This is a genomic window from Albimonas marina, from assembly GCF_029223255.1.
In the GTDB taxonomy this organism is placed as follows: domain Bacteria; phylum Pseudomonadota; class Alphaproteobacteria; order Rhodobacterales; family Rhodobacteraceae; genus Albimonas.
In genome coordinates this window covers 660777-685784 of record NZ_JARHUC010000003.1, presented here as the reverse complement: position 1 = coordinate 685784, position 25008 = coordinate 660777, and the positions used below count along the sequence as shown (strand labels likewise).

The window sequence follows — 25008 nt, the reverse complement described above, 5'->3', positions numbered from 1 at the left end:
GGGTCGATATACCCCTGCCGCCTCGCGGCGGTCAAAGTTACGGTATAGCCAGAACGCGACCGAAACAGCCGGAGCCCTTCATGTCGTCGATCGTTCTTCGTCCCCTGTCCCGTTCCGGCGACCCGTTCGGCCTGCGCGCGGCCCTGTTCGCGGCGCTCGCGACGGCGGCGCTGGCGGCCGCGCTGCTTTTCGCCGCGCCCGTGCGGGCCGACGACTCGCCCGTCCGCGATCTCCAGGGCCGCTACGTGGGCATCGGCCCCGCCCGCGGCATGCAGGTCGAGATCACCGACGTCGGCCGCAAGCCCGCCGGCAAGTTCCACGATTCGAACGGGGTCGAGGCCGACATCGGCGGCGGCTGGAAAGAAGGCGGACTCGAGGCGCTGCTGAACTTTCCCGGCCGCCCCGTCTTCGTGCGCATGACCCCCTCGGCGCTGGGGATGCAGATGGCCGTGCTGCCGCTGGACCCCGAGGGCAAGCCCTTGCGCGAGCAGGCCCGCGTGCTCGCCTTCCTGCGCGAAGGGATCGAGACGCCCGAGCAACCGGCCCTCTACCAGGATCCGCCCAAGCGCGCGGGTTCGGAGATCGACCCGGACGTGTTCCTGGCGAGCTACCAGTTCTGGCCGCCCGAGGGCGTGGCGAACGGGTTCGACAACATCGGCCCGCGCTACCGCACGATCCTGCGCATGTTCCCGCAGATCCATGCCGACGTGCTGTGGAAGCTGTGCCAGGCCCAGACCCAGCGCGGCCTGCTGGCCGAGGCGCTGCGCGGCCAGGGCGCGGGCTGCGCCGACATCGAGAAGACGGTGGCGCGCCTGCAGAGCGCGGGGCGCTTCAGCGACTGGAAGGCCGCGGTCGACCGCGAGATCGGCCAGCTGATGCCGGCGGTGCAGTGCTCGCGCGGGTACATCGTGAAGGAATCGGTCTGCGGGCCGGCCTCCCAGCGGGTGGCGAAGGCCGCGACCTCGCTCGAGACGCTGGGCACGCTGCTCGCGCAGTGGCGCTGAACGGGCCGGCCGGGACCGACCCACGCAAGCCAAGGCCGCGCCCCGGGCGCGGCCTTTTTCGTGGGCGGAGCCTATTTCTCGACCTCGGCCGTCGCCGTCCAGACTTCGCCCCAGCGGACGAGACGGTCGAGCACGTCGCGCAGCGCCGCGCCCTTGCGCGTCAGCGCGTATTCCATCCGCCGGGCGCCGTCGCGCACCGGGCGTTTCTCGAGAATGCCAAGGTCCGTCAGGCGCCTGAGGCGGTTCGAGAGGATGTTCCGCGCGACGCTGAGGTCGCGGTGGAAGTCGTCGAAACGGCTGGTGCCTCCGGCCGCCGCCCAGACGATGAGCAGCGACCAGCGGTCGCCGATCTCCTCGACCGCGCGGGACAGGGCCGCGTCGGCGTCGCCTCCCGGTTCAAGAGGAGGGTGAGGGAGGTCCTCCGGGGACATGGCGCCTCCTGATACGCTTTGGTCGTGCAGGTGCGGCGGGCGTCCTGCGCCGGCGGCGGCCTGCGAAAGGGGCGCGTGGGTGTCTGGGATCCACGCGGATTGCGCCCAGTATACCGTTACAGTGCGAAACTTTCCATGGAATATCCGCTATATTCCGGAAAGTATTTCCACTCTGCGGACGACGATCTGCGGATCGTCATGATGGGGCATGTGGCCCACGCCCGGCAAGAGTGCAAGGCGGGCCCGCGGCGCAATCTGCGCGAGCGCCTCGGAATGCACCTGCGCCGAGACGATCGGGTCGGCCAGCCCGTGCACGATCTCCAGCGGCGGCTGCAGATCCGGATAGAGGCGCGAGAGCTCGGCGAGCTCCCCGTCCAGCCGCTCGATGTCCTCGGTGTTGTGGCGGAAGGTCTCCGGGCGCAGCAGCAGCTCGGGCTGCAGGTGCGCGAGATAGCCTTCGGGCACCGGCTGGGGCCGGAAGATCCGCGCGGCGGCCGAGGCGCCGCCGTCCCGCTCCGCCCACAGGCCGAAGATCGTCGCCCCCAGCCAGGCGGCGGGGGCCGAGGTCTTCAGCCAGGTCAGCCAGTCGTCGCCGTCCGACCAGGGCATGGTCGCGCCCGAGACCACCACCGCCCCGCGGATCCCGGGATCCTGCAGCGCCCAGGCCGTGGCCACCGCCCCGCCCCAGGAATGGCCCAGCACCACCGGCGCCTCGACGCCCAGGCGGCCGGCGGCCTCGCGCAGCACGGCGGCCTGCACCGCGGGGCGCCAGCCCTCCTTCGCCGGCCGCTCCGACCAGCCCAGCCCCGGGCGGTCGAAGGCGATCACGCGATGCCGTCCGGCCAGGCGCGGGGCGAGGTCGAAGGTCATGTCGTTGAGGTTGCCCGTCGCCCCGTGCACCAGCACCACCGGCGGCGCCTCGGGCGGGCCCATCTCGACGTAGTGGATGCGCAGCCCCGCCGCCTCGACGAATTGCCCGGCGGGGGGATTGCGCGCCTCGATGCGCGAGGGCGAGGGGATCACGGCGCAGCCTCCTGCGAGGGCGCCGAGGGCGGCGGTTCCGCCCAGCAGGACGGCGCGGCGGGTGAGGGTCGACGGGTCATGGGCCATGTCGAGACATACGCGCCGCAAGCCGATCCGGTTTCCCCCGCGCGTGGCATCGCCCCCCGCCCTACGGCGCCACGACGTGCAGCACCGCCAGCCAGCCGGAGGCGGTCACCACCGAGAACATCGTCGCCAGCAGCACCGTCGCGGCCGCGACGCCGGTCGCGCGCTGGTACATCACCGCGAAGAGATAGGCGTTGATCCCCGGCGGCATCGAGGCGGTGACCACCGCCGAGCGCAGGAACCGGTCCTCGATCCCGAAGCCGTAGTGGCCGGCGAGGAAGGTGATCAGCGGATGCAGCAGCAACGACAGGGCGGCCGCGAAGGCCGCCTCGCCGATCCCATCCTGCAGCCGGTAGCGCGTCATCGCCGCCCCCAGCGCGAACAGCGCCACGGGGATGCCGCCCCGGCCCAGCGTCTGCACGCCCTCGAACACCGGGTCGGGCAGCGGCAGGCCGGTCAGGTTCACCGCCAGGCCGATGGCGATGCCGATGGTCAGCGAGTTGCGGAACATCATCCGCGCCGTCGCCTTCGCGGTCGCGGCGGCCGAGCGGCCGTCGGCGCGCGCGAACTCCATCGCCACGATCCCCACGAAGTAGATGAAGGGCGCGTGGATCGAGAGGATCGCAAAGTTGGCCGACAGCGCCTCGGTCCCGTAGGCGCGCTCGGTCACCGGGATGCCGAGCAGGAGGGAGTTGGAGAACAGCGCGCAGAAGGCGACGGCCACGGCCTCTCCGGGGCGACGCTTGAAGATCTTGCGCGCGCCGACGTAGCCCAGGCCGAAGGCCACCAGCCCGCCGCCGTAGAACGAGATCAGCGGCGCCGCCTTGAAGTTGTCCGCCAGGTCCAGCCGCGCCACGCCCGAGAACAGCAGGCACGGGATCGCGATGCCGGTGCAGAAGCGCAGCAGCACGTCGATGTCCGCGTCCTTCAAGAGCCCGATGCGGGAGGCGACGTAGCCCAGCCCCACGATCACGAAGACGGGCAGGACGATCAGCAGGATGTCGAGCATCAGGCGGGGACTCGCGGGGGCTTGAGAACGAAATCGCCCCCCGCGCGCGCAGCCGTGTCGGGGGCGCGGCGCCGGGGGGCGGAGGGGTCGGAGGGGCGCCGGGGGGCGTCTGCTGCGCGCGGGAGGCGCGGGGCGGACGCCTCAGTCGGCAAAGGTCAGGACCATCCCGTCGTGGGCGGGCTCGACGTTCTCGGGCGTCTCGACGCGCATCCGCTCGAAGTCGAGGTCGACGTGCATGTTGGTCAGCACGCCGCGGCGCACGCCGGATTTCTCGATCCAGCCCAGCGTCTGCTCCAGGTGCGAATGCGTCGGGTGGGGGGTGTAGCGCAGCGCGTCGACCACCCAGGTGTCCGCGCCCTCGATCTCCGTCCACGCCTCGTCGGACATGGCCGAGACGTCGGGCAGGTAGGCGAGCGGCCCGATGCGGAAGCCCAGCGCGTCGATCGAGCCGTGGCGCACCTTGAAGGGCCGGAACACCAGGTCGCCCCCGTCGCCCCACACCGTCACCGGGCCGGCGATGGTCTTGAGGTTCAGGATCGGCGGATAGGGCGAGCCCTCGGGCTGCACGAAGGCGTAGCCGAAGCGCGAGATCAGGCTGTCCTGCGTCTCGGGATTGGCCCAGACCGTCAGGCGCTTGCGCTTGTTGAAGACGATCATCCGCAGGTCGTCGAGCCCGTGGATGTGGTCGGCGTGCTCGTGGGTGTAGATCACCCCGTCGAGCAGGCCGACGCCCGCGCTCAGCAGCTGCTCGCGCATGTCGGGGCCGGTGTCGATCAGGACGCGGGTGATCCCCTGCCCATCCTCGATCCGCTCGACCAGCATCGAGCAGCGGCGGCGGCGGTTCTTGGGGTTCTGCGGGTCGCAGGCGCCCCAGACGTCGCCCAGCCGCGGCACACCCCCGGAGGAGCCGCAGCCCAGGATGGTGAAGCGCAGTTCGGCCAAGGTCAGGCGGCCTCCCGCTTCGTCCACTCGGCGGCCTTCGAGAACAGGCGGTCGAAATTGGCGGTGGTGGCGGCGGCGAACGCCTCGGTCGAGATCCCGAAGACGTCCGCCCCCACCTGCGCGGTCATCGCGGTGTAGGCCGGCTCGTTGCGCTTGCCCCGCTTGGGCTTGGGCGCGAGATACGGGCTGTCGGTCTCCACCAGGATCCGGTCGAGCGGCGCGGCGGCGAAGATGTCGCGCAGCTCCTGGCTCTTGGGGAAGGTCGCGATGCCGGACATCGAGAGGTAGAAGCCCAAGGCCAGCATGTCCTCGGCGAGCTGCGCCGAGGACGAGAAGCAATGCATCACGCACTCGAACGCCCCGGCCGCGTGCTCCTCCGCGAGGATCCGGCTCATGTCGGCGTCGGCGTCGCGGGAATGGATGATCAGCGGCAGGCCGGTGCGCCGCGCCGCCTCGCAGTGCAGGCGCAGGCTCTCCTGCTGCACGTCCTTCGTCTCGGCGGAATAGTGGTAGTCGAGCCCCGTCTCCCCGATCCCCACCATCTTGGGGTGGCGCGCGACGGCGACCAGCGCCTCGACGGTCGGAACCGGCTCCTCGTGGACGTGCAGCGGGTGCAGGCCGCAGGCGTAGAGGACCTCCGGATGCGCCTCGGCGATGGCGCGCACGCGGGGCTCCGACTTCAGGGTGGTGGCGATCGAGACCATCCGGGTCACCCCGGCGGCGACGGCGCGCGCGACCACGTCGGGCAGCTCGTCGGCGAAATCCGGGAAATCCAGGTGGCAATGGCTGTCGACGAGCACGGGGGGCAAGCGGCGGCTCCGGGAATTGCGATCAGGCGGGCTGAGAGCCCTGGAGCGCGGCGGCCCGGCGGGCGCAGGCGTCCAACGCGGAGAAGGTATCGAGGATGATCCGGTCGGGGTCAAGGTTGACGGCGCGCGCCCGCGCGGCGCGCGCGGGGATCTCCTGCGCCGCCTCCGCCCAGACCCGCGCCTGCCCCGCATGGGCCGAGAGGCGGGCGGCGAGCGCCTCTTCCCCCGGCGCGGCCTCGGGCGACATCGGCCGGCCGGCGCCGGCGCGGGCGAGGCGCGCGAGCAGCAGCTCGACCAGCCGCAGGGAGGCGTCGAGCCTCGGCGCATTGTCCCGCCCGGTGACCGTGGCGGCCCAGTCGTGGAACTGCGCCCGGTCCATCCCCGGCGCGCCGGAGGCCATGCGCACCAGCCGCGCATAGAGCTTCGGCCCCCCTTCGGCGGCGAGGCGCAACGCCTCCCCCGCCGAGCCGCCCGAGAGCGCGTGCAGCGCCTCGGCCGAGGCGCCCAGGTCCGGCGCCGCCTCCCCCTCCGCCTCCATCGCCTGCACGACCGCGGCCGACAGGTCGGGCGGCGACAGCGGCCGCAGCACCAGCGTGCGGCAGCGCGAGCGGATGGTGGGCAGGATGCGCGAGGGTTGGTGGCAGACCAGCAGGAACATGGAGCGCGCCGGCGGCTCCTCGACCAGCTTCAGCAGCGCGTTGGCGGACTGCGCGTTCATCTCGTCCACGCAGTCGACCACCGCCACCCGCCAGCCGCCGTCGGGCGCGGTGTTGGCGAACAGCTCGCGCAAGCTCCGCGCGTCCTCGGCCGCGATCTGGGTCTTCAGGCGCTTGACCTTGTCGTCCCAGGGCCGGCGCAGCAGGCGCAGCCGCCCCTCCGACAGCGCCAGCGTGCGGCGAAAGACCGGATCGTCGGGCGCCATGTCGAGGCTGGGGGGCGCCGGCGGCTCGGTCTCCACCGGCTCTCCGAACAGGGCCGGGCCGTCCTGGCCGGGGGCGGGCGCGGCCAGCAGCGCGCGCGCCATGCGCCAGGCGAGCGTCGCCTTGCCGACGCCCCGCGGCCCGGTCAGCAGCCAGGCATGATGCATCCGCCCCGAGGCCCAGGCGTCGAGAAAGGCCTGCTCGGCCGCCTCCTGCCCGAACAGGCGCAGGGTCGCGCGCGGATGCGGCGCGCCCTCGACGCGGTCGGCCTCGGGGGGCGGGGGCTCGTTCTCGGGGACGTAGGGGGCGCGGGCCATGGGCGGGTTCTAGGCCGGCGCGAGCCGATCCGCCAGCGCCGCGCGGACGCGGGCGAAGACCGCGTCCGGCTCGCCGGAGGCGTCGATGATCCGGCAGCGCTGCGGAAACCGCTCGGCGAGCGCCCGGAAGCGGGCGCGCACCTGGGCGTGGAACTCGAGGCCCAGCCGCTCGAAGCGCAGCTCCTCGCCGCCGCGCGCGACGCCGCGGCCGAGGCCCACCTCCGGGTCGATGTCGAAGATCAGGGTCAGGTCCGGCTCGATCCCGATCACCAGCGCATGCAGCGCGTCGGCCATCGCGAGGTCGGGCTCCGGCAGGCCGGTCCGCCCCGCCGAGCCGCCCTGCCCCGCGGCCTGGGCCGCGGCCTCGCGCGCCGCGCCCTGGTAGACGCGGGTCGAATCCGCGAAGCGGTCGCACAGCACCACCGCCCCGCGGGCCAGCGCGGGCAGGATCGTGCGCTCCACGTGATCGCGCCGGGCGGCGTTGAACAGCAGCAACTCCGAGACCGGCGACCAGCGCCCCGGCTCCCCCTCCAGCACCAGGCGGCGGATCTCCTCGGCGCCGGGGGCGCCGCCGGGCTCGCGGGTGACCACCACGTCGCGGCCCTCGGCGCGCAGCGCCTCGGCCAGGCGGCGGAGCTGGGTGGACTTCCCCGCCCCGTCCCCGCCCTCGACGCTGACGAAAAGGCCGGGGCCCGCGGGGGTCTGCCGGGTCATCGCGCGCCCTCCGACGTCGGCGCCCCGGGCTCGACCCGGGGCCTCGCGGACAGGACCGGCGGGGCGGCCCGCAGGAGGCCCCGGCTCAGGCCCGGGGCGCCCTCGGGGCGGGCGGAGGCGTCGCGGCTCCGGGATGTCGCGCCGTCGCGGCGCGCGGCGCCGCGCGCGCCGGCCTGCCCCTCGCCCCGCGCCGGACCGGCCCGGCGCTCAGCCGCCGGCATTCGCCGCGTCCGCGGGGGCCTCGGCCTCGTCGCCCTCGCCCAGCACCGCGCCCATCGCCCTGCGCGCCAGCAGCCCCGCGGCCGCCTGCAGGCGGGTCAGGTAGCCGCCGCGGGGCACGTCCTCGGCCGCGATCACGGGGATGCGGATCTCGGGGATCTCCGCCGCCTCGACCACCAGCTCCGCCACCTTCTGGCCGCGGGTCACCGGCGCCTCGATCGGCCCCTCGTAGCGCAGGGTCGCGTGCAGGTCCTCGGCCGCCGCGAAGGGGATTGTGGCCAGCGCGTCCTTCTCGACCGTCATGCGCACCGAGGGCTTGGCTCCCAGCCACACCTCCGCCGCGCCCAGGTCCTGCCCGGCGCGGTAGAGGGTGATGTTGCGGAACTCCCGGAACGCCCAGTTCACGATCCGCTCGCTCTCCTGCGCGCGGGCCTGGGTCGAGCCGAGGCCCCCGATCATGAACACCACCCGCCGGTCGTCCTGCACGGCCGAGCCGACGAGGCCGTAGCCCGCCTCCTCGGTATGCCCGGTCTTCAGCCCGTCGGCGCCGAGATCGGCGTAGAGCAGCGGGTTGCGGTTGCGCTGCGCCACCCCGTTCCACTCGAAATCCGTCTCGGCGAAATAGCGGTAGAACTCCGGATGCTCGGCGATCATCCGCTGCGCCAGGTAGACCAGGTCGCGGGGCGTCATAAGGTTGTCGGGATGCGGCCAGCCGGTGGCGTTGCCGAAGGTGGACGTCATGCCCAGCTCCTTCGCGCGCTCGGTCATCCGCCGCGCGAAGGCGTCCTCCGAGCCCGCCAGCCCCTCGGCCAGCACCACGCAGGCGTCGTTGCCCGACAGCACGATGACGCCGCGGATCAGGTCCTCGACGCTCACCCGCTCGCCGACCTTCACGAACATCTTCGAGCCGCCCATCCGCCAGGCCTTCTCGGAGACGAGGAAGGTGTCGTCCAGGCTCAGCCGCCCCTCCTCCAGCGCCTCGAAGACCATGGTCAGGGTCATCAGCTTCAGCATCGAGGCGGGGGCGGTCAGCGTGTCGGGATCCTTCGACAGCAGCACCGCGCCGGTGGTCATGTCGACCACCAGCCCCTCGCGGGCTTCGATGTCGAGCTCGGTCGCCTCCGCCCCGCGCGGCGCGAGGCCGAGCCCGAGGCTGAGCGTGAGGGCGAGCGCCGCGAGGGCGCGCAGACGCGGGCGGCGGGTCATGCTGGGTCGGTTCCTCCGGCTTGGGGGGCGGGGGCGGCCGCGGCGGGGCGCGAGGGCGGCCGCGGGCTCGAAACGGGGGCGCCGCGCAGCAGCCCGGCGGGGAGCGGCGCGGGACCGGCGGCGGGCGAGGCGGTGGGCGCGGCCGAGGGCCGCGCGGCCGGCGGCCCGGCGAGGGCCAGCCTCGCGCGCGGCGCGGCCGGACGGGCCGAGGCCGGGGCGAGCGCGCCCGGCGCGCCGCCCGCCTGCGTCGATGTCGAGGCCGGCGTCGGGGCCGGCGAAGGGCTGCGCGCCGGCGCGCCGACCGCGGGCCGCGAGGGCGGCGCGAGGGCCGCCAGCGGCGCCGAGGGCACCGCGGGCGGCGTTCCGCTCGTCTCCGGCGCGGCGCTCGGCGGCGCCAGCGGTCCGGTCGCCGGCTGCGACGGCGGCCGCCGCGCGACATCCACCGGCGCCGCCTCGGGCGCAGGGCGGGCGGTCTCGCCCGCGTCCGGCCGCGAGGCCGGCGCCTCCGCGGCCGCCGTCGTCGCCGCCGCCGCGTCCGCCGCCGACGGCGTCGCCTGGGGCAAGGGCGAGACGGCCGGCGCGGCCTCCGCCGCTTCGACCGGCGCGGTCCCGGCCGTCTCCGACGCGGCGGACTCGGACCCCGAGGCCTCCGCCGTCGAAGCAGAAACGTTCGCGGCCGTCTCCAACGGCGCGGCCTCGGCCGTCGCCGCGTCGGCGGCGTCGCGCGGGGCCGTCGCCTCGGCCGGCGCCGCCTGCGCGACCGCCTCTGCCGGCGCGGGATCTTCCCCGGCCGGCGCGGGAACCCGGTTCAGCTCCACCTTCGAGGGCGCCGCGAAGCCGCCCGTCTCACGCGCCGCGGGGGCGGCGGAGGCCTGGGCCGTCCCGGTCTCGACATCGTGAAGGGTCAGGCGCACCGGCGCGCCGGCCTCGAGCCCCAGCTCCGCCGCAGCCTCGGCCGAGAGCAGGAACCCAGGCGCGCGCGACGACTCGGTCAGCGGCAGCAGCCGCGCGCGGGTCCGCGCCCCGTCCTCGGTCTCGATCTCCACGTCGCGCGGGGTCTTCACCAGCGGATGGGCGATCCAGGCGCCCCCGAAGGTCGGCCCCCCCGCCCAGACGCCGACCCCCGACGCAGGCTCCGCCTGCGCCGCGTCCGTGGTCTCCGACATAGACGCAGGCGCCTGCACGCCCGCCGCGGCGGCGTCACGGGCCTCCGTCGTCGCCGCATCCGTCGCGGCCGCAGGCGCCGAGGCCGCCGGCCTCTGCGTCTCCTGGGCCGCGGCGGGGCCTGCGCCGACGGGCGCGAGAGCTCCCAGCCCCAACGCCGCGCCGACCGCGAGGGCCGCGCGCGCAGGAGCGACGAGCAGGGTCATCGACCGCATGAAGCGTCTCCGGGATCCCGGGCGTGCGTCGCCCGACCGGTCCCGAAGCTACAGGAGCCCCACGCCCGAGGAAACCGCCCCCGTCGCCCCGCGCACGCCCGCGCGAGCCTCTTCCCCGATCCCCCCTCGCACGGTCTTGTCGTCCGCGCCCGCAACGATTACCGAGTCCGCAACCGGAAGGGTGGCAGAGCGGTCGAATGCGGCGGTCTTGAAAACCGTTGGGCTCGCAAGGGTCCCGTGGGTTCGAATCCCACCCCTTCCGCCACCCCCAGCTTCCCATGCATCGCATTCGCTTCCGAACGATAGCGTAAGTCTCCATTTTTAATGCGATATCCTTGCCATTCGATTCTCGTGGTTTTCGTTCGGTTCGCCTAGTATGCTTCCGTTGCGTGGTACGGAAGGTGGTACGGAAAATGGCGGCGCTGGGCGGGAAGCTGACGAAACGGCTGGTGGAGAATCTTGGCCCCGGCCGCCATGGCGACGGCGCGGGCCTCTACCTCGTCGTTGACCCGTCGGGCGCGCGGCGCTGGGTGGTGCGCGTCACCGTGAAGGGCCAGAAGAACCGCAAGGGCGCACCGCTCCGCACCGACTTCGGGCTGGGCGGGGCCGACGTGGTTTCGCTGCCTCAAGCGCGAGAACGGGCCTTGGAATACCGGCGCATGGCGAAGGCCGGACTTAACCCGCGCTTCAACGCCAAGCGGGAGATTCCGACGTTTGAGGAACTGGCCCGTCAGGTTCATATCGACCGCCTGCCCACCTGGAAAAACCCGAAGCATGCCCAGCAATGGCTGAACACGCTGCGCGACTACGCCTTTCCGAAGATTGGCCGGATGCCGGTGGACACCATCGGCCAGCCGGAGGTCCTGATGTGTTTGTCACCCGTCTGGACGGCGAAGCACGAGACGGCGACTCGCCTTGCGCAGCGGATGAAGACGGTCCTGGACGTGGCGAAGTCGATGGGGTTGCGCTCGGGCGAGAACCCCGTGACCGCGGTCAAAGAGGCGGAAGTTCTGCCCAAGGTGAAGGCCAGGGCGCAGCACCATGACGCGATGCCATGGCAGGACGTGCCCGCGTTCTACGCCGAACTGGCGAAGCGCAGCGCCACCGCCGCGAAGGCGCTTCAATTCACCATCCTGACCGCCTGCCGCACTTCCGAGGTGCTGGGAATGACCTGGCCCGAGGTGGATTTAGAAGCCCGCCTGTGGACCATTCCATCCGAGCGGATGAAAGGCGGCGCGACGCATCGCGTGCCGCTCACAGACGAGATGATTGCCATCTTGGAGCCAATGAAAGCGATGGCATCAGAGTATGTCTTTGAAGGTCAAAAGCGCCACTCACCACTTTCGAACATGTCGATGTTGATGCTGTTGCGGCGGATGGGTCGCAACGCCTTCACAGTCCATGGCTTCCGTAGCGCATTCAGAGATTGGGCCGCGGAAGCGGCAGGTGCGCCGCGCGAAATCGCCGAGACGGCCTTGGCTCACCAAGTCGGCTCGGAGGTCGAGAGAGCGTATGCGCGATCTGATTTGTTGGAGCATCGGCGAACGCTGATGGCTAAATGGTCGCTTACCGTAACAAAGCAACACCATTGAGGAGCAACGCCAATGTTTGCCCCAGCGGGATTTTTAATGGTTTCTGATTTGATGGATGAGCTAGCAGACGCCAGCAGCGCGCGAGTAGAAATGCTGTCAGGGATTATCAATTCAACGTCGAGCTTGGAAGATGAGAAACGCGATGCGTTCCTCACCCATAGGGCTTACTTGGCAAACACGCTGAACCTTCAAGAGGCCGAATTAATCGCCTTTGAAACGGCCATAGATGGCATCGCGGTATTCACCTGCCATCCCGAAAAGGGGATCTGGCAGTTTCGGTTTCCGGTCTTCGCTCGACGAGTCCGATATAGAACCCTATTGAACTACACCCCGGATGGCGCTGATGCCCTCTACGAAGTGGATCGGGATTGGCATGCCCACCACCAACGCGTCGCACAATGCATCATAGAGCATCGCGACCCATGGGATGAGACTTTCCTAAGTCGCGCCCACATGTCTCCAAACCTCTTTTTCGCGAGGACATTTGGCCTACTCGACTATTCGGCCACGCGGTCCCTAGATCGACTCCTTACCTACGGGTTTAGTCTCGATTCTTACGGATACCCTTTCAGGCTTTCGGACATAGAGCCATTCGAAGGCTGGGCACTCTGTGTAGAAGCCAGCGGTTTCGATTGGGGCAAGTTTCGTTCCAAGTTCATCGAGGCGCTGGTGGAACTCGTCTTTAGCGCTGCGGTCGGAGACGATTTAGTTCAAAGCTTTAAGTCGGACTCCCCCAAGGAATGGACATCGTTTCTATTCGGTAACAGCGCAAACGCCGCCGCCTCCGTGAATGCGACAATTGCTTCCGAAACGCGCGCTCTCAACCACCTTAGAAGCTACGTCGCCGCCCACGGCTTGACGTTCACGAAAGCCGAATTGAGAGACGCCTGCCCAGAGCAGCTGACCGCTCGTGGCTTCGAACGCGTCTGGGCAAGACTTCGCGAGGAGCACCCGGAACTCGCTCGCCCCGGGCGCAGAGGAAAATAGGGCACCGTATCGAAACGGCCAAGTATCCCATCAGGGTTTTTTCCCTACGCTCCCTGAGGCTAGCGTTCGCCATCGAAACCAATCCGATGAGGAGGATTGCCGATGGCAGACATCTTCGACGACGACCGCATCTACTTCGCAGAGGACCCCGAGATGGGGCCGATCGGCGGCGATGACTTGCGGCTGCGCAGGGGCAAGCTTGCCCGCTGGCGCTATCTGAACTGCGGCCCGGCCTTCATACGCATCGGGCGGCGCATCGGCTACCACGGCGCTGACCTGAACGCCTACCTCCGCGCCCGCCGAACCGACCCGAACGGGGAGGCCCCGAAATGAAAAGCCCCAACTCCGCACGCGGGGCTGGGGCCTTCCGAGCGGCATGGACTGCCACCGTTGCAAGTTCAGTCGATGCCACATCGGACCTCCCCCCGACAAGCTTTTCCGGACGCAGGTTCCGCTGGTGCCCGCTCAGCAACTCCGTCCAGACGTTCGAACTCCGCAAGGGATGCATCGCCCATGACTGAACACTGGCACAGCAACAAGACGCAGATCTACTGGACCTGCCGCGCCCTCTCCGGCGGCCGGACCATCAACCACCTGGACGAGATCGGGGAGGCGCGCGGCTGGCGTCTCGGGGCCATCATCCACACCCTGCGGACCCGGTACGGATGGCCCATCTTCACCGACTACCGCGGCCCCGACCGTATCGCCCACTATCGCCTGTCCAGCCGGTGCGACGTGCTCGCCCTCGACTACCCCCAGTCCGCCAAGGCGCTTCAGGAGGAACTGAGAGCGGCGGCCGAGGCCGCAGGGGCCATGGACGGCACGCCTGCCGGGGCGACGGGACAACCGCATGGGTAAGAGAGGCAAGAGGTCCGTGGAGGGGCAGTATGTGCCCCTCCCCTACGCCATCCTGAAAAGCCCGGCATGGCGAAGCCTGTCGGGGGCTGCGGTGCGCGTCTTCCTCGAACTCCACACGCGGTACAACGGCGGGAACAACGGGGCGTTGACCCTTTCCTATGCAGAGGCGGCCGAGGCGCTGGGGCTTGGGAAGGCCACCGTCCAGCGGGCGTATCGCGAACTGATGGCGAAGGGCTTCCTGGCGCTGGCGCGCGAAGGAAACTGGTATCATCGGCAGGCGCACGAATGGCGGCTGACCACCAAGCCGATGCAGCGCGTGCGGGGCACGGAACCGCCGACGCATGACTGGCGGAACTACCGGCCGGAAAAATCAGAACGCGGTTCCAAGGCGGAACCGTCGGCCGCCGCGGTGGTTCCATTCGAGAACCCAAGCCGAGCGCGTGGTTCCATTCCGGAACCCGTCAGGTGCAATCCGGAGCCGCGCCACGGTTCTGGTTCGGAACACTAGTACTTACCACTCACAGGAGCCTTGCGGAGATGAGCGCGCCACGGAGCGACCCGCAGTTGAGCGCAGATGCGCCCTGCCCCCGATACCCGAAGCTGACCGGCAACAGCACCGATGGGTTTCATGTCGAATTTGAAGACGCCGTAGAGATGGAAAACCTCTTGGGCGTGCAGACCCCGGACGCGGCAAGCGCCGTATTCACAACCGCGATTGCGGCGCTGGGCGAGTCAGCGGAGATGTACGGCACCATGGCGTCCGCGATGTTCGCTGAGATGAAGCCCAGAGATGCGGTCGAGGCCATGCTCATAGCGCAGATGACCGCGACCCATGTCGCGATGACCCGGACTGCGGACAGGATGAGCCGCCTGCCCACCTATCAGATGCGCGAGAGCGCGGAGAGATCCGTGACCCGCCTAAGCCGGACCTACCTGGCGCAGATGGACGCGCTGAAAAAGTACCGTGCCAAGGCGCAGCAAGTCGTTCGGGTCGAGCGCGTGACCGTCAATGACGGCGGGCAAGCGATTGTGGGCGACGTGACCCACTCCGGGGGGAGCACATGACCGAAACCGCCGGTAACCTCATAGACCCCACTCAACGGCTCAGGAACGCCCCCAGGTGCGCGGCTAAGGCCAAGAGCACCGGCCGACGCTGCCGGTGCCCATCGGTCCGGGGATGGGGCGTATGCCGCCTTCATGGCGCAGGCGGCGGCGCGCCCGCTGGGGAAGCTCACCCGAACTATCGCCATGGGCTACGGTCGCAGGAGATGCAGTCTTTGCGGCGAGCCGTTCGCCTCATATGCTCAGATCTACGGGATGCCCTAGCTGACCCGAACTAGGGGCCGGAATTTCAGCGTGTGGTGGTATTTTCTGTGGTACACGCCCAGCCATCCCCCGTTTTTTTATTGTGAATCAATTCCTTATCGGAAACATGCGGAAGACACCCCTTCCGCCATTATCACCCTTTCGAACCCGTTCAGGCCGCCCGACCGAGGCGGATTTTCTCCTGTTTTCAAAGGGGTTTGCTGGCTGGATGCGAACCGTTGAGACGCGGGTACGCTGCGATTTCCGTCTCTGAATGGCCCGTCGTCTCTGGTTGGGCGAACCGCGCCGATTTCGGTTCGGTCGAAAATTTCTTCGCCTTTCCAATGGCCTGACTTGCAGCGCCGCCAAAACTGCGCGCCCTGTTTCCATCGCTATCGAGTGAAACAGAGACCGAACATGCAGGAGACGTAGCCGATGGGTGCGCTGGTTGAACGGCGCGTAGCGGTGGCGGATCAATCGGCGCCGGGCCGAGCGAAGCCATTGATGACAAACGCACATCGCGCCTCTAGCCTGGCGACATGGCGAGTGGCCCCTGGACCGATGAAGAAAACGACCTGATCGTCGCGGATTACTTCGCGATGCTGGCCGACGACATCGCCGGGCGTCCCTACAACAAGGCGGAGCATCGACGGGCACTCCTGCCGCTTCTGAATGACCGGTCTGAGGGATCGGTCGAGTTCAAGCACCAGAACATCAGCGCGGTGCTGAAGGGGCTCGGCGAGGACTGGATCCCCGGCTACAAGCCCGCCTTCAATTTCCAGATGACGCTGGTCGATGCGGTGGCGCGGTGGCTGGAGCTACATCCGGACTGGCTCGGCCGGTTGCCAGGCATGTGGCCCGCGGACGGCATGCACGAGGCGGCGCAGGTCTGGATCGGTCCTCCGCCTACGCTCTCCAACCAGCCTCCGCCGCAAGAGCTCGACCAGATGCTGCACATCGCGAGGAAGTTCGACGTGGCAGGCCGGGACGAGCGCAATCGCGCCCTCGGCCGTGCCGGCGAGGAACGTGTGCTTGCGCACGAGCATGCCACGCTGAAGGCCGCGGGACGGGATGACCTGGCGCGCAAGGTCCGCTGGGTCTCGGGGGAGGACGGCGATGGAGCGGGATATGACATCGCCAGCTATGCGCCCGATGGCCGGCCGCGCTTGATCGAGGTGAAGACGACGAACGGCTGGGAGCGGACGCCTTTCCACATCACGCGAAACGAACTGGCCGTTGCCGACGAACGGCGCACTGATTGGTGTCTATTCCGGATGTGGAATTTCTCGCGCGAGCCGAGGGCGTTCGAGCTGCACCCGCCGCTCGATGCGCATGTCTCGCTGACGCCGACGTCGTTTCAGGCGAACTTTCTAGCCTCGTGAAGCAGAAATTCCTTCATCCGAGGTTGCGCCCAAGGCCAATGCCCATTCAAGCTCCCATCTAGAGACATTTTCGTCCAGCTCGGCCACTGCGTCGGCTGACAGATCGTTGAAGCTTTTTTCCGTCCCTGAGCAAGCTCGGCCCGGACGCCTTGCTCATCAATCACACGGAGACAGTTCCGCCCTTCCCAGAATTCAACACTCAAGTAATGCCGACTCGGTAAATATCGCATGCCCTCTGCGGTAGGTTCTCCCCGGAATCCTCTGACTTTAATCGCTACGAATTCAGAAGGAGTTTGAGCGCTTTTTTCAGAGCTTACATCGGAAAGCTTCGGAGCCATTGCTTTCGCCTGTTTGTCTGAAAGGCGGTCGTAATTCCTTATCCCAAAGTATGGGCAGACCCGCAAGGTAAAGTCTTTGGCCTCACCACACATCGGGGCGTCCATCAAGAGGCCGAAGGGTACGAAGGCCAGGTCCGGAGTAGTGACGAACCATACATCTTCTGTGTCGAGCAACGTCCCGGTCACGGCGCACTTTTGAGAGCAAAACAGCTCAATTTCCTTTATCGGATTTGTGATCGCAAAAATCGGCTTTCCGTTCTTCGAGTCGTAGCTGACGTTCGTGGGAATCGGCAGGCCCCGGGGATCTCGTTCCATGGCAGCAACTTTTGGAAATTCTTCAATCCATCGTTCAGATGCTTCCTTGGTTGATCGAGATATTTCCGCCCGGTTCATTCCGCTGAGCCCGTTGTTCGTTCGAATGGGTTTGTTTGCCGTTTCGCGTACGCTCTGAGGCGCTGCCCGACAAAAATAGTGGAAGCCTTCGCTGACGAAGTAGTCGCTAAGCTGCGTGACTATCTGCCTCTTTGGTTTTGGGCAACCTAGAACACCCGCGCCGGCTGCTCGTCCCAAGGCAGGGATGCCACGAAGCAGAGGTCGTAGAGGCTGATCGCGCAGGGCTCGCGGCGCACGACCAGTCGCTCGAGAACCTCGGGCGCCAGCCAAGCGAGGCGCAGGAGGCGGCTGACGTAGCGGTCGGAGAGGCCTTCCTCGGCGGCGAGATCGGCGATGGTCGTGATCTCGCCGCGCTCCATCCGTTGCCGCCACGCCCACGCTTTGCCGATGGCGCGCAGCACGCGGGGATCCTGCCCCGGCGGTGGGCCCGAAGTCTCGACATCGCGCGGCGGCAAGATGCGCGGCCGGCCACCGCGTTTGCGGACCGTGAGTGGGATGTGGACACGGATCGTCTCGTTCGCGGGCATCAGGCAGCGTCCTCCTGTGCGGGCGTCATCAGGCTCGCAAGCGCGCCGAGGCCGTCATGGCGCAGGTCGATGTCGAGCCCGTCCTCGCCCACGGTCACGCGCGCTACGAGCAGCTGGACGACGCGGGCCTGCTCGGCGGGGATCAGCGCCTTCCACAGATCGTCGAACTGCGTGAGCGCCGCGGTCACGGTGCCCTCATCGAGGTCGGGGCGCTCTTTCTTCAGGGCCCGAGCGGTGCGCGCAATGATCTCCGGCGTGCGCAGCAGCCGCCGGATCTCACCGATCACCGCTTCCTCGATCATGGCCGCGGGGAGCCGCTGGGGCCCGCGCAGCTCGGCAGTGGGTCGCTTCTGTATCACATCCATCGAGACGTAGTAGCAGTACCGCCTGTTGCCCTTCTTCGTGTGGTGCGGCGTCATCGCGGCGCCTGTCTCGGTGAAGATCAGGCCGCGCAGCAGCGCCGGCTCGGTGCTCCGCGTGCGCCCGGCGCGCTGGTTCCGGTTGCCGGCCAGCACGGCATGCGCGGCGTCCCACAACTCCGCATCGAAGATGGGCTCGTGCATGCCGGGATAGGTCTCGCCCTTGTGGGTGATCTCGCCGCGGTAGATGCGGTTGTGCAGCAGCTTGTAGAGCGCCCCGCGGTCGATGGGCCGGCCCCGCTTGGAGCGGATGCCGCGGGCGTTCAGCTCCCGGATCACGGCCGCCGTGGAATCCGACCGCGCGAAGAGCTCGAATATGGTGCGGACGTGCGCGGCCTCGGCCTCGTTCACGATCAGCTTGCGGTCGACCACGTCGTAGCCGAGCGGCACGTAGCCGCCTGAACCGCACCGGGTCTGCCGAAGGCTCGCATTCCTGAGAATGTCGGAGCACCATGAACAAGACCACCGGCAAGTTCAGCCCCGAGATCCGGGCCCGGCCAGTGCGGCTCGTGTTGGAGCATGAGGGCGATCACCCATCGCGCTGGCAGGCGATCCTCTCCGTCGCGCCCAAGACCGGCTGTTCGGCGCAGACGCTGAACGAGCGGATCAAGAAGTCGGAGACAGACAACGGCCGTCGCGCCGGCGTCCCATCGGACATGGCCGCGAAGCTGAAGACGGCGGTGGTCACGGTGGCCGGCGATACGGTGAACCTGGCCTCGCGCCTGCAGGAGAAGGCCAAGGACCTCGGGGGGGAGCTGGTCGCGACCCGCGAAGCGCTCGAGGCGGCCGGCGGGGACCATGCGGCGCGACCAGGCTACGCCCTCGCCGCCCACGTCCCGATCCGGGGCCGCAGCGCGGCGGCGGAGGTCTGGAAGCGCACCGCCATCGCCTGACGCTGCGCGACTGAACGCTTCAAGGACGCGAGAAATGCGTCGCCACTCGCTACGACAAGACCGCCGACAGCTACTGCGGCTTCGTCCAGATCACCTCGATCCGCCTATGGATCAGGAAGTTCGTCAACACGCCCTAGACCATCGGATCGACCTGCACGGTCCGGACGGCGAGAATGTCGGCTGGGCTCGCCATCTTCGTGCCGCCGACAGCGACGTCCCAGACGCTGGCTGCAAAGAGCGCCACGGCCCGCCTCGGCGCAGGATCGAAGATGCAGCCTGCCGCCAACAGCGTGGGGAGGCTTGGCGGAGGCCATGGGCGAAGAAGCGTTCCGGGAGTGGGTCCGGCGCCCCCCGACGCTGGCTCGCGTGGTGCTGGGCGGCGAAAAATCGAGTCGCAGCCCTGAACCGTGACCTCAAGCCGCCTGAGCACGGCGGACGGCGTCATGTCGGACATCGGCCTCCCTCGCCGAGGCGACGGAACGACCAGATCCGGATCGAACCCTTTCGCAGCCTCGAGCAAGGCGCAGGCTTCGGGCGTCAGCGGAACTCGATGAGGAAACCCGGCCTTCATCCGCTTCGCCGGCGCCGTCCAGATGCGGCGGTCGAGGTCGGTCTCCTCCCAACGCGCGCCCCGCCGGATCGAGCGGCGGTCAGGATGGCGGAGCGCAGGGCCAAGGCTCCGGAGCGCTGGACGCCCTCGATACGCGGCATCGGCGACGGCAACTCCCGCCACCCAGGCGCTTGGTGGCGTCGCGCGCGGTCGCGCTGCTTCGGCAGGCCTCGTTCCATGGCCTCGACCGGGTCGATCCCGACCCGACGACCGGCCGTCCGGGCCCGGGCGAGCCCTGTCCGAATGTGTTGGCGGACCCGACGCGCCGATTACGGTTTCTCGATCCGGAGAGGGGCGGGCACGCGCAGGACGTCCCCCTGCCCGACCGCGTGCACCGGCGACGCGCCCCGTCTTGGAAAGGCATGGGTCGTGCGTGGATTGGTCCACTGCGCCTTGCGCTGGTCGTTCCGTGCCGTCGGCTCGACATTCTCCGCCCGGACCTGGCGCGCCGCCTGCTCGAACGGGACCGGCGCCCGTTCGTCCTCGTCCCGCTCGCCGACGGCATGGTCGATGCGCCGTCGGCCGCCGGCGCCGGGCGGGCCTCCGACCTGCGGCCAGCGCGCCTCCCGGGCCGGCCGCCCTCAGAAATCCAGCCCCAGGTCCAGCGCCGCGGCCGAGTGCGTCAGGGCGCCGACGGAGATGACGTCGACGCCGGCGGCGGCGACCTCGGCGACGCGGTCGAGGCGCATGTTGCCGGAGGCCTCCAGGACCAGGCGGCCGGCGGTCAGGCGCACCGCCTCGGCCAGCGTGGGCGCGTCCATGTTGTCGAGCAGCGCCACGTCCGCGCCCCCCTCCTCCAGCGCCTCGGCGAGCTGGTCGAGCGTGTCGACCTCGATCTCGATGCGCAGCATGTGCGAGGCGGAGGCCTTCGCCGCGCGCAGGGCCGCGCGCACGCCCCCCGCGGCCGCGATATGGTTGTCCTTGATCAGCACCGCGTCGGCCAGGGAGAAGCGGTGGTTCACGCCGCCCCCGTGCAGCACCGCCTGCTTCTCGACCAGCCGCAGGCCGGGCGTGGTCTTGCGGGTGCAGGCGATGCGGGCCGCGGTCCCGCGCGTCTCGCCCACGAAGGCCGCGGTCAGCGTGGCGACGCCCGAGAGCCGGCCCGCGAAGTTCAGCGCCACCCGCTCGGCCGAGAGGACCGAGGCGGCGGCGCCCGCGATCTCCATCCCCGTCTCGCCGGCCGCGACCCGGGCGCCGTCGGGGCGCAGGACGCGGACGCTCAGCGCCGGGTCCACCAGCCGGAAGGCCAGCGCCGCGACCTGGATGCCCGACAGCACGCCCGCCTCGCGCGCCCGCAGCCGCGCGCGGCAGGTCGCGCCCTCGGGGATCACCAGGCGGGTGGTGACGTCGCCGCCGGCGCCCAGATCCTCGATCAGGGCGGCGCGCACGAGGGGCTCGAGCAGCAGGTCAGGCAGGGGGGCGGCGGTCATCGGGCGGTCTCCAGCAGGGCGGCCTCGCGGATCTCCCGCGCGCGGTCGAGCGTCAGGCGGCTGCGCCGCCCCTCGCCCGGCGGCGGCGCGGGACGCTCGGCGCGGAAATGGGCGCCCCGGCTCTCGGGTCGCAGCAGGGCGGCGGCGGCGATCAGGGTCGCGGCCGCGGTCATCGGGCGAAGGGCGGCGCAGGCGGGGGCCTCGGCCTCGATCCGGGCGATCTCGCGCAAGGTCCGGCGCAGGCCGGGGGCGTCGCGCACCACGCCTGCGCCGTCGGTCATCGCCCGGCGCAGGCGGGCGATCAGGGCGGGGTCGGGCGCCGGCAGGGCGCCGCCGCGGGGAACCGCGACCTCGGGCGCCGGGCCGGCCGGCCCCAGCGCCGCGTCGATGTCGCGCGCGCAGCGGGCCCCGAAGACCAGCGCCTCCAGCAACCCGTTGGAGGCGAGCCGGTTGGCCCCGTGCAGCCCGGTCGAGGCCGCCTCCCCGCAGGCCCAGAGGCCGGGGAGCGAGCTGCGCCCGGCCGCGTCGGTCTCGATCCCGCCCATGTGGTAATGGGCGGCGGCGGCGACCGGGATCGGCTCGCGAACCGGGTCGATGCCGGCGCGGCGGCAGGCGGCGGCGACGGCGGGAAACGCTCTCTCGATCCGCGCCCCCACCGCCGCGCGCGCGTCCAGCATCGGCCGCCCGCCGGCCTGCGCGCAGGCGTAGACGGCGCGGGCCACCACGTCGCGGGGCGCAAGCTCGAGGTCCGGGTGCAGGCCCTCGAGGATCCGGCGGCCGGCGCGGTCCACCAGGATCGCGCCCTCCCCCCGCAGCGCCTCGGTCGCCAGCGGCGCGGGGTCGAACCCGACGTCGAGCGCGGTGGGGTGGAACTGCACGAACTCCGCATCCGCGATCGCCGCGCCGGCCAGCGCGGCCATGCCCATCGCCTGCCCGCGGATCCGCGCGGGGTTGGTGGTGAGCGCGAAGAGCCCCCCGGCCCCGCCCGCGGCCAGCAGCACCGCCGGCGCCTCGATCGCCGCGGGGCCGGGGCCGCCGGGACGGGCGGGGGCGATCTCCACCCCCGTCACGCGCCCGGCCGAGACGCGCAGGCCCGTCGCCTCCGCTCCCTCCAGCACCTGGATCGAGGGCGTCTCCCGCACCCGCGCGACCAGCGCGCGCATGATGCCCGCGCCCGCCCCGTCGCCGCCGATGCGGGCCACGCGGGCGAAGCTGTGCGCGGCCTCCCGCGACAGCACGTAGCCGCCGTCGGGCGTGCGGTCGAAGGGCGCGCCGAGGCGGACCAGCGCCTCGACATGGCCGCGCGCCTCCGCCGCGGCGGCCGCGGCGACGGCCGGGTCGACCAGCCCCGCCCCCGCGCGGCAGGTGTCCGCGGCATGGACCTCCGGCGCGTCCGGCGGCGCCAGCGCCGCGGCCACCCCGCCCTGCGCCCAGGCCGAGCTCGCCCCCTCGCCCAGCGGCTCGGGAGAGATCACCAGCGCCGGGCGCGGGGCGAGGGCCAGCGCGGCGTAGAGCCCGCCGAGCCCCGCCCCCACGATCACCGGACGGGCGGTCGCGATGCGCTCCATCCCCCGCGCCGCCTCAGGCGGCCGCGGCGGAGAGCGCGATCATCCGCTCGATGGGAACCCGGGCGCGGGCGGCGACGTCGGGGGCGACCTCCACCGCCCCCTCCATCGCGTGCAGCGACCACAGGATCTTCTCCAGCGTGATCGTCTTCATGTAGGGGCACATGTTGCAGGGCCCGACGAACGCGACCTCGGGCAGCTCGTCCGAGATGTTGGAGGCCATCGAGCATTCGGTGACCAGCATCGCCTCGCGCGGACGCTCCCGCCGCACGAAATCGATGATGCCGCTGGTGGAGCCGGCGAAGTCCGCCTCCGCCACCACGTCTGTCGGGCATTCGGGATGGGCGATGATCAGGGCGTCGGGGCGCCCCTCGCGGAACAGGCGCAGGTCGTCGGCGGTGAAGCGCTCGTGCACCACGCAGGCGCCGTCCCACCACACGATCCGCTTGTGGGGGACCTGCTTGGCCACGTTGCGCGCCAGGTGCTTGTCGGGGGCCATGATGACGGTCTCCGACTCCATCGCCGCCACGATCCGGGCTGCGTTCGAGGAGGTGCAGCACACGTCGGAGACCGCCTTCACCTCGGCCGAGGTGTTCACGTAGGTCACCACCGGCGCGCCGGGGTGACGGCGGCGCATCTCCTCGATCCCCGCCGGCGTGACGCTCTCGGCCAGCGAGCAGCCGGCCTCGCGGTCGGGGATCAGCACCGTCTTCTCCGGGTTCAGGATCTTCGAGGTCTCGGCCATGAAGTGCACCCCGCACTGCACGATGACCGAGGCGTCGACCTCGCTCGCCCGGATCGCGAGCTGCAGGCTGTCGCCGACGAAATCCGCGACCCCGTGATAGATCTCCGGCGTCATGTAGTTGTGCGCCAGGATCACCGCGTCGCGCTCGGCCTTCAGGCGGTTGATCGCCTCGACGTAGGGGGCGTGCATCGCCCAGTCGAAGGGGGTCACCACGCGGCTCATGCGGGCGTAGGCGTCCTGCATCCGGCGCGCCGTCTCGGGCGAGGGCGCGAGGTCGTAGCGCCCGGCGAGCTCCTGCCGGTCGACGTTCGGGGCGGTCATCGGCGGTCTCCTCTCACGCGCATCGAATGCACGCAAATATTTGTGCCACAACGATTTTCCCGACTCAGCGGGTCGAGGGCGCAGCCATAGCCCCCGCCCTGCCGGTCGGCAAGTCGCCTGCGCCGCGGCCCCGGCGGAGGGGCGGGAGAGCATTTGCAACGCGGCCGGCCGGCTGCTACCGCTTGGCGATCCGTTGGGGGGCCCCGTCCGGGGCTGAGAGACGCCGAGTCGACCCATCGAACCTGATCCGGGCAATGCCGGCGTAGGGAACGGAGACCGAGCCGACGACGTCCCCCGGGCGCCGTCGCGACGTCCGCCTCCCGTCGTCGGGGGAGGACGAGTTGACCCCGCAGACCTGCCGACGCGCCGACCGCCGCGCCCTCCCGCTCCCGGGCGGGCCGCGATGACGCGCGCGAGCGTCACGCGCGCAACCGTGCTCGGCGCCGGCGTCGCCGGCCTGTGCGTGACCGCCGAGCTCCTGGCGCGGGGCTGCGCGGTCACGGTCCTCGACCCCTGCCCCAGCCCCGGCCCGCACGGCTGCTCCTGGTGGGCGGGCGGCATGCTGGCCCCGTTCTGCGAGGGCGAGACGGCCGAGGAGCCGGTGGTGCGCCTCGGCCGCCGCTCCGCCGACTGGTGGGAGCGGCAGGGCGCGACCGTCCACCGCTGCGGCACGCTGGTGGTGGCCCCCGGACGTGACCGCCGGGAGCTCGACCGCTTCGCCCGCCGGGTGCCCGAGGCCGAGCGGCTCGACGCGGACGCCCTCGCGGCGCTGGAGCCCGACCTCGCCGGCCGCTTCGACCGCGCCCTCTTCGTGCGCGACGAGGGCCACCTCGACCCCCGCGCCGCCCTCGCCCACCTGCGCGCGCGGCTGGAGCGCGACGGCGCGACCTTCGTCGCGGGAACCGAGGCCCCCTCCGGTCCCGACACTCTCGTCTTCGACTGCCGCGGCCTCGCCGCGCGCGACGCGCTGGCGGACCTGCGCGGGGTGAAGGGCGAGATGGTGGTGCTGCGCAGCGCCGAGATCCGCCTCGCGCGCCCGGTGCGCCTGCTGCACCCGCGCTTCCCCCTCTACGTGGTCCCTCGCGAGGGGGGCCTGTTCATGCTCGGCGCCACCCAGATCGAGAGCGACGACCGCCGCCGCAGCGTGCGCGCGGCGCTGGAGCTGCTGTCGGCCGCCTACGCCCTGCACCCCGCCTTCGCCGAGGCGGAGCTGCTCGAGCACGGCGCCGACGCCCGTCCCGCCTTCCCCGACAACCTGCCCCGCCTGCGCCGGCGGGGCGACACGATCCTCGTCAACGGCCTGTTCCGCCACGGCTTCCTGCTCGCGCCCGTGCTGGCGCGGATGGCGGCGGAGGCGGCCTTCGACGGGACCCAACCGGAGTTGATGGATGAAGATCACGCTTAACGGCGCCCCCGCCGAAGTGCAGGCCGAAACGCTCGCCGCCGCGCTGGAGGAGCTGGGCTACGGCGACGCCAAGGTCGCCACCGCCCTCAACGAGGCCTTCGTGCCCGCCGCCGCGCGCGCCGCCACGCCCCTCTCCCCCGGCGACCGGGTCGAGATCGTCTCGCCCCGGCAGGGGGGCTGA

The 25008-nt window shown here is 70.7% G+C and carries 26 protein-coding genes, 1 tRNA gene, 1 pseudogene and 1 riboswitch; of the genes and pseudogenes, 13 read left to right on the top strand and 15 right to left on the bottom strand.

Translation table 11 applies throughout. From position 1 onward, the window contains the following. The first annotated feature begins 80 nt into the window (after positions 1 to 80). On the top strand, positions 81 to 1004 hold the full coding sequence (locus P2H44_RS10820) for a hypothetical protein (protein WP_275763535.1): 924 nt from the start codon (positions 81 to 83) through the stop codon (positions 1002 to 1004). 71 nt (positions 1005 to 1075) lie between these two features. Here P2H44_RS10820 and P2H44_RS10815 read toward each other — a convergent pair whose 3' ends face one another. The 9 genes from P2H44_RS10815 to P2H44_RS10775 all read right to left on the bottom strand — a co-directional run bounded on the left by P2H44_RS10815 (position 1076) and on the right by P2H44_RS10775 (position 9844). After that, entirely contained in the window at positions 1076 to 1435 is a 360-nt protein-coding gene (locus P2H44_RS10815) for a winged helix-turn-helix transcriptional regulator (RefSeq protein WP_275763534.1), read from the bottom strand. A 147-nt stretch (positions 1436 to 1582) separates the two neighbouring features. Then, the gene (locus P2H44_RS10810) at positions 1583 to 2545 is read right to left on the bottom strand and encodes an alpha/beta fold hydrolase (protein ID WP_275763533.1); all 963 of its coding nucleotides are present in this window, start codon (positions 2543 to 2545) and stop codon (positions 1583 to 1585) included. A 61-nt stretch (positions 2546 to 2606) separates the two neighbouring features. After that, complete coding sequence (locus P2H44_RS10805; protein ID WP_275763532.1) at positions 2607 to 3551, bottom strand: AEC family transporter; 945 nt, start codon at positions 3549 to 3551, stop codon at positions 2607 to 2609. A gap of 141 nt (positions 3552 to 3692) precedes the next feature. Further along, on the bottom strand, positions 3693 to 4493 hold the full coding sequence (locus P2H44_RS10800) for an MBL fold metallo-hydrolase (protein ID WP_275763679.1): 801 nt from the start codon (positions 4491 to 4493) through the stop codon (positions 3693 to 3695). 2 nt (positions 4494 to 4495) lie between these two features. Next, entirely contained in the window at positions 4496 to 5302 is an 807-nt protein-coding gene (locus P2H44_RS10795) for a TatD family hydrolase (RefSeq protein WP_275763531.1), read from the bottom strand. A 22-nt stretch (positions 5303 to 5324) separates the two neighbouring features. Then, a complete protein-coding gene (locus P2H44_RS10790) occupies positions 5325 to 6539 on the bottom strand; it encodes a DNA polymerase III subunit delta' (RefSeq protein WP_275763530.1) in 1215 nt (404 codons plus the stop codon). Between the two features lie 9 nt (positions 6540 to 6548). Beyond that, the gene (gene tmk / locus P2H44_RS10785; RefSeq protein WP_275763529.1) at positions 6549 to 7253 is read right to left on the bottom strand and encodes a dTMP kinase; all 705 of its coding nucleotides are present in this window, start codon (positions 7251 to 7253) and stop codon (positions 6549 to 6551) included. 207 nt (positions 7254 to 7460) lie between these two features. After that, positions 7461 to 8678: a D-alanyl-D-alanine carboxypeptidase family protein gene (locus P2H44_RS10780; RefSeq protein WP_275763528.1), complete on the bottom strand. Its 1218-nt coding sequence runs from the start codon at positions 8676 to 8678 to the stop codon at positions 7461 to 7463. Further along, positions 8675 to 9844 (bottom strand): hypothetical protein, encoded by a 1170-nt coding sequence (locus P2H44_RS10775; RefSeq protein WP_275763526.1) that lies wholly within the window; start codon positions 9842 to 9844, stop codon positions 8675 to 8677. Before P2H44_RS10775 ends, P2H44_RS10780 begins: the two co-directional genes overlap by 4 nt. 388 nt (positions 9845 to 10232) lie before the next feature. Between P2H44_RS10775 and P2H44_RS10770 the strand changes: the two genes are divergently transcribed. From P2H44_RS10770 to P2H44_RS10735, 8 genes are all read left to right on the top strand, one after another. Then, positions 10233 to 10322: transfer RNA gene (locus P2H44_RS10770), tRNA-Ser, on the top strand. 148 nt (positions 10323 to 10470) lie between these two features. After that, positions 10471 to 11649, top strand: a complete 1179-nt coding sequence (locus tag P2H44_RS10765; RefSeq protein WP_275763525.1) for a tyrosine-type recombinase/integrase — start codon at positions 10471 to 10473, stop codon at positions 11647 to 11649. 12 nt (positions 11650 to 11661) lie between these two features. Next, complete coding sequence (locus P2H44_RS10760; RefSeq protein ID WP_275763524.1) at positions 11662 to 12636, top strand: hypothetical protein; 975 nt, start codon at positions 11662 to 11664, stop codon at positions 12634 to 12636. Between the two features lie 102 nt (positions 12637 to 12738). Continuing rightward, positions 12739 to 12969, top strand: a complete 231-nt coding sequence (locus P2H44_RS10755; protein WP_275763523.1) for a MerR family transcriptional regulator — start codon at positions 12739 to 12741, stop codon at positions 12967 to 12969. Positions 12970 to 13149: 180 nt separating this feature from the next. Beyond that, the gene (locus P2H44_RS10750; RefSeq protein ID WP_275763522.1) at positions 13150 to 13494 is read left to right on the top strand and encodes a hypothetical protein; all 345 of its coding nucleotides are present in this window, start codon (positions 13150 to 13152) and stop codon (positions 13492 to 13494) included. A 31-nt stretch (positions 13495 to 13525) separates the two neighbouring features. Next, on the top strand, positions 13526 to 14002 hold the full coding sequence (locus P2H44_RS10745; protein WP_275763521.1) for a helix-turn-helix domain-containing protein: 477 nt from the start codon (positions 13526 to 13528) through the stop codon (positions 14000 to 14002). Between the two features lie 29 nt (positions 14003 to 14031). Beyond that, positions 14032 to 14559 carry a hypothetical protein gene (locus tag P2H44_RS10740; protein ID WP_275763520.1) on the top strand — a complete coding sequence of 176 codons (528 nt, stop codon included), beginning with the start codon at positions 14032 to 14034 and terminating at the stop codon, positions 14557 to 14559. Between the two features lie 779 nt (positions 14560 to 15338). After that, positions 15339 to 16181 (top strand): protein NO VEIN domain-containing protein, encoded by an 843-nt coding sequence (locus P2H44_RS10735; protein ID WP_275763519.1) that lies wholly within the window; start codon positions 15339 to 15341, stop codon positions 16179 to 16181. On the opposite strand, the gene P2H44_RS10730 is transcribed toward P2H44_RS10735, so the two are convergent. The 3 genes from P2H44_RS10730 to P2H44_RS10720 form a co-directional block, all read right to left on the bottom strand. Further along, positions 16157 to 16912 (bottom strand): hypothetical protein, encoded by a 756-nt coding sequence (locus P2H44_RS10730; RefSeq protein ID WP_275763518.1) that lies wholly within the window; start codon positions 16910 to 16912, stop codon positions 16157 to 16159. The genes P2H44_RS10735 and P2H44_RS10730 overlap by 25 nt on opposite strands. A gap of 146 nt (positions 16913 to 17058) precedes the next feature. Next, positions 17059 to 17439: a hypothetical protein gene (locus P2H44_RS10725; RefSeq protein ID WP_275763517.1), complete on the bottom strand. Its 381-nt coding sequence runs from the start codon at positions 17437 to 17439 to the stop codon at positions 17059 to 17061. Then, positions 17439 to 18248 (bottom strand): recombinase family protein, encoded by an 810-nt coding sequence (locus tag P2H44_RS10720; RefSeq protein ID WP_275763516.1) that lies wholly within the window; start codon positions 18246 to 18248, stop codon positions 17439 to 17441. Before P2H44_RS10720 ends, P2H44_RS10725 begins: the two co-directional genes overlap by 1 nt. A gap of 62 nt (positions 18249 to 18310) precedes the next feature. Here P2H44_RS10720 and P2H44_RS25555 point away from each other — a divergent pair, with 62 nt between their 5' ends. Continuing rightward, positions 18311 to 18751, top strand: coding sequence for a hypothetical protein (locus tag P2H44_RS25555; protein ID WP_462976279.1), 441 nt, complete (start codon positions 18311 to 18313; stop codon positions 18749 to 18751). Positions 18752 to 18789: 38 nt separating this feature from the next. Continuing rightward, positions 18790 to 18888: pseudogene (locus P2H44_RS10710) on the top strand (IS5/IS1182 family transposase); the annotation flags it as partial. Positions 18889 to 19942: 1054 nt separating this feature from the next. Here P2H44_RS10710 and nadC read toward each other — a convergent pair. From nadC to nadA, 3 genes are read right to left on the bottom strand one after another with little or no spacing between them, the layout of a single operon-like run. After that, the gene (gene nadC / locus P2H44_RS10705) at positions 19943 to 20791 is read right to left on the bottom strand and encodes a carboxylating nicotinate-nucleotide diphosphorylase (protein WP_275763515.1); all 849 of its coding nucleotides are present in this window, start codon (positions 20789 to 20791) and stop codon (positions 19943 to 19945) included. Further along, entirely contained in the window at positions 20788 to 22359 is a 1572-nt protein-coding gene (locus tag P2H44_RS10700) for an L-aspartate oxidase (RefSeq protein WP_275763514.1), read from the bottom strand. Before P2H44_RS10700 ends, nadC begins: the two co-directional genes overlap by 4 nt. Positions 22360 to 22372: 13 nt before the next feature. Next, on the bottom strand, positions 22373 to 23422 hold the full coding sequence (nadA, locus tag P2H44_RS10695; RefSeq protein ID WP_275763512.1) for a quinolinate synthase NadA: 1050 nt from the start codon (positions 23420 to 23422) through the stop codon (positions 22373 to 22375). A gap of 184 nt (positions 23423 to 23606) precedes the next feature. Then, a riboswitch (TPP riboswitch) is annotated at positions 23607 to 23708 on the top strand. A gap of 117 nt (positions 23709 to 23825) precedes the next feature. Here nadA and P2H44_RS10690 point away from each other — a divergent pair. Together P2H44_RS10690 and thiS are read left to right on the top strand one after the other, a co-directional pair. After that, complete coding sequence (locus P2H44_RS10690; RefSeq protein ID WP_275763511.1) at positions 23826 to 24827, top strand: FAD-dependent oxidoreductase; 1002 nt, start codon at positions 23826 to 23828, stop codon at positions 24825 to 24827. After that, entirely contained in the window at positions 24811 to 25008 is a 198-nt protein-coding gene (gene thiS / locus P2H44_RS10685) for a sulfur carrier protein ThiS (RefSeq protein WP_275763510.1), read from the top strand. Before P2H44_RS10690 ends, thiS begins: the two co-directional genes overlap by 17 nt.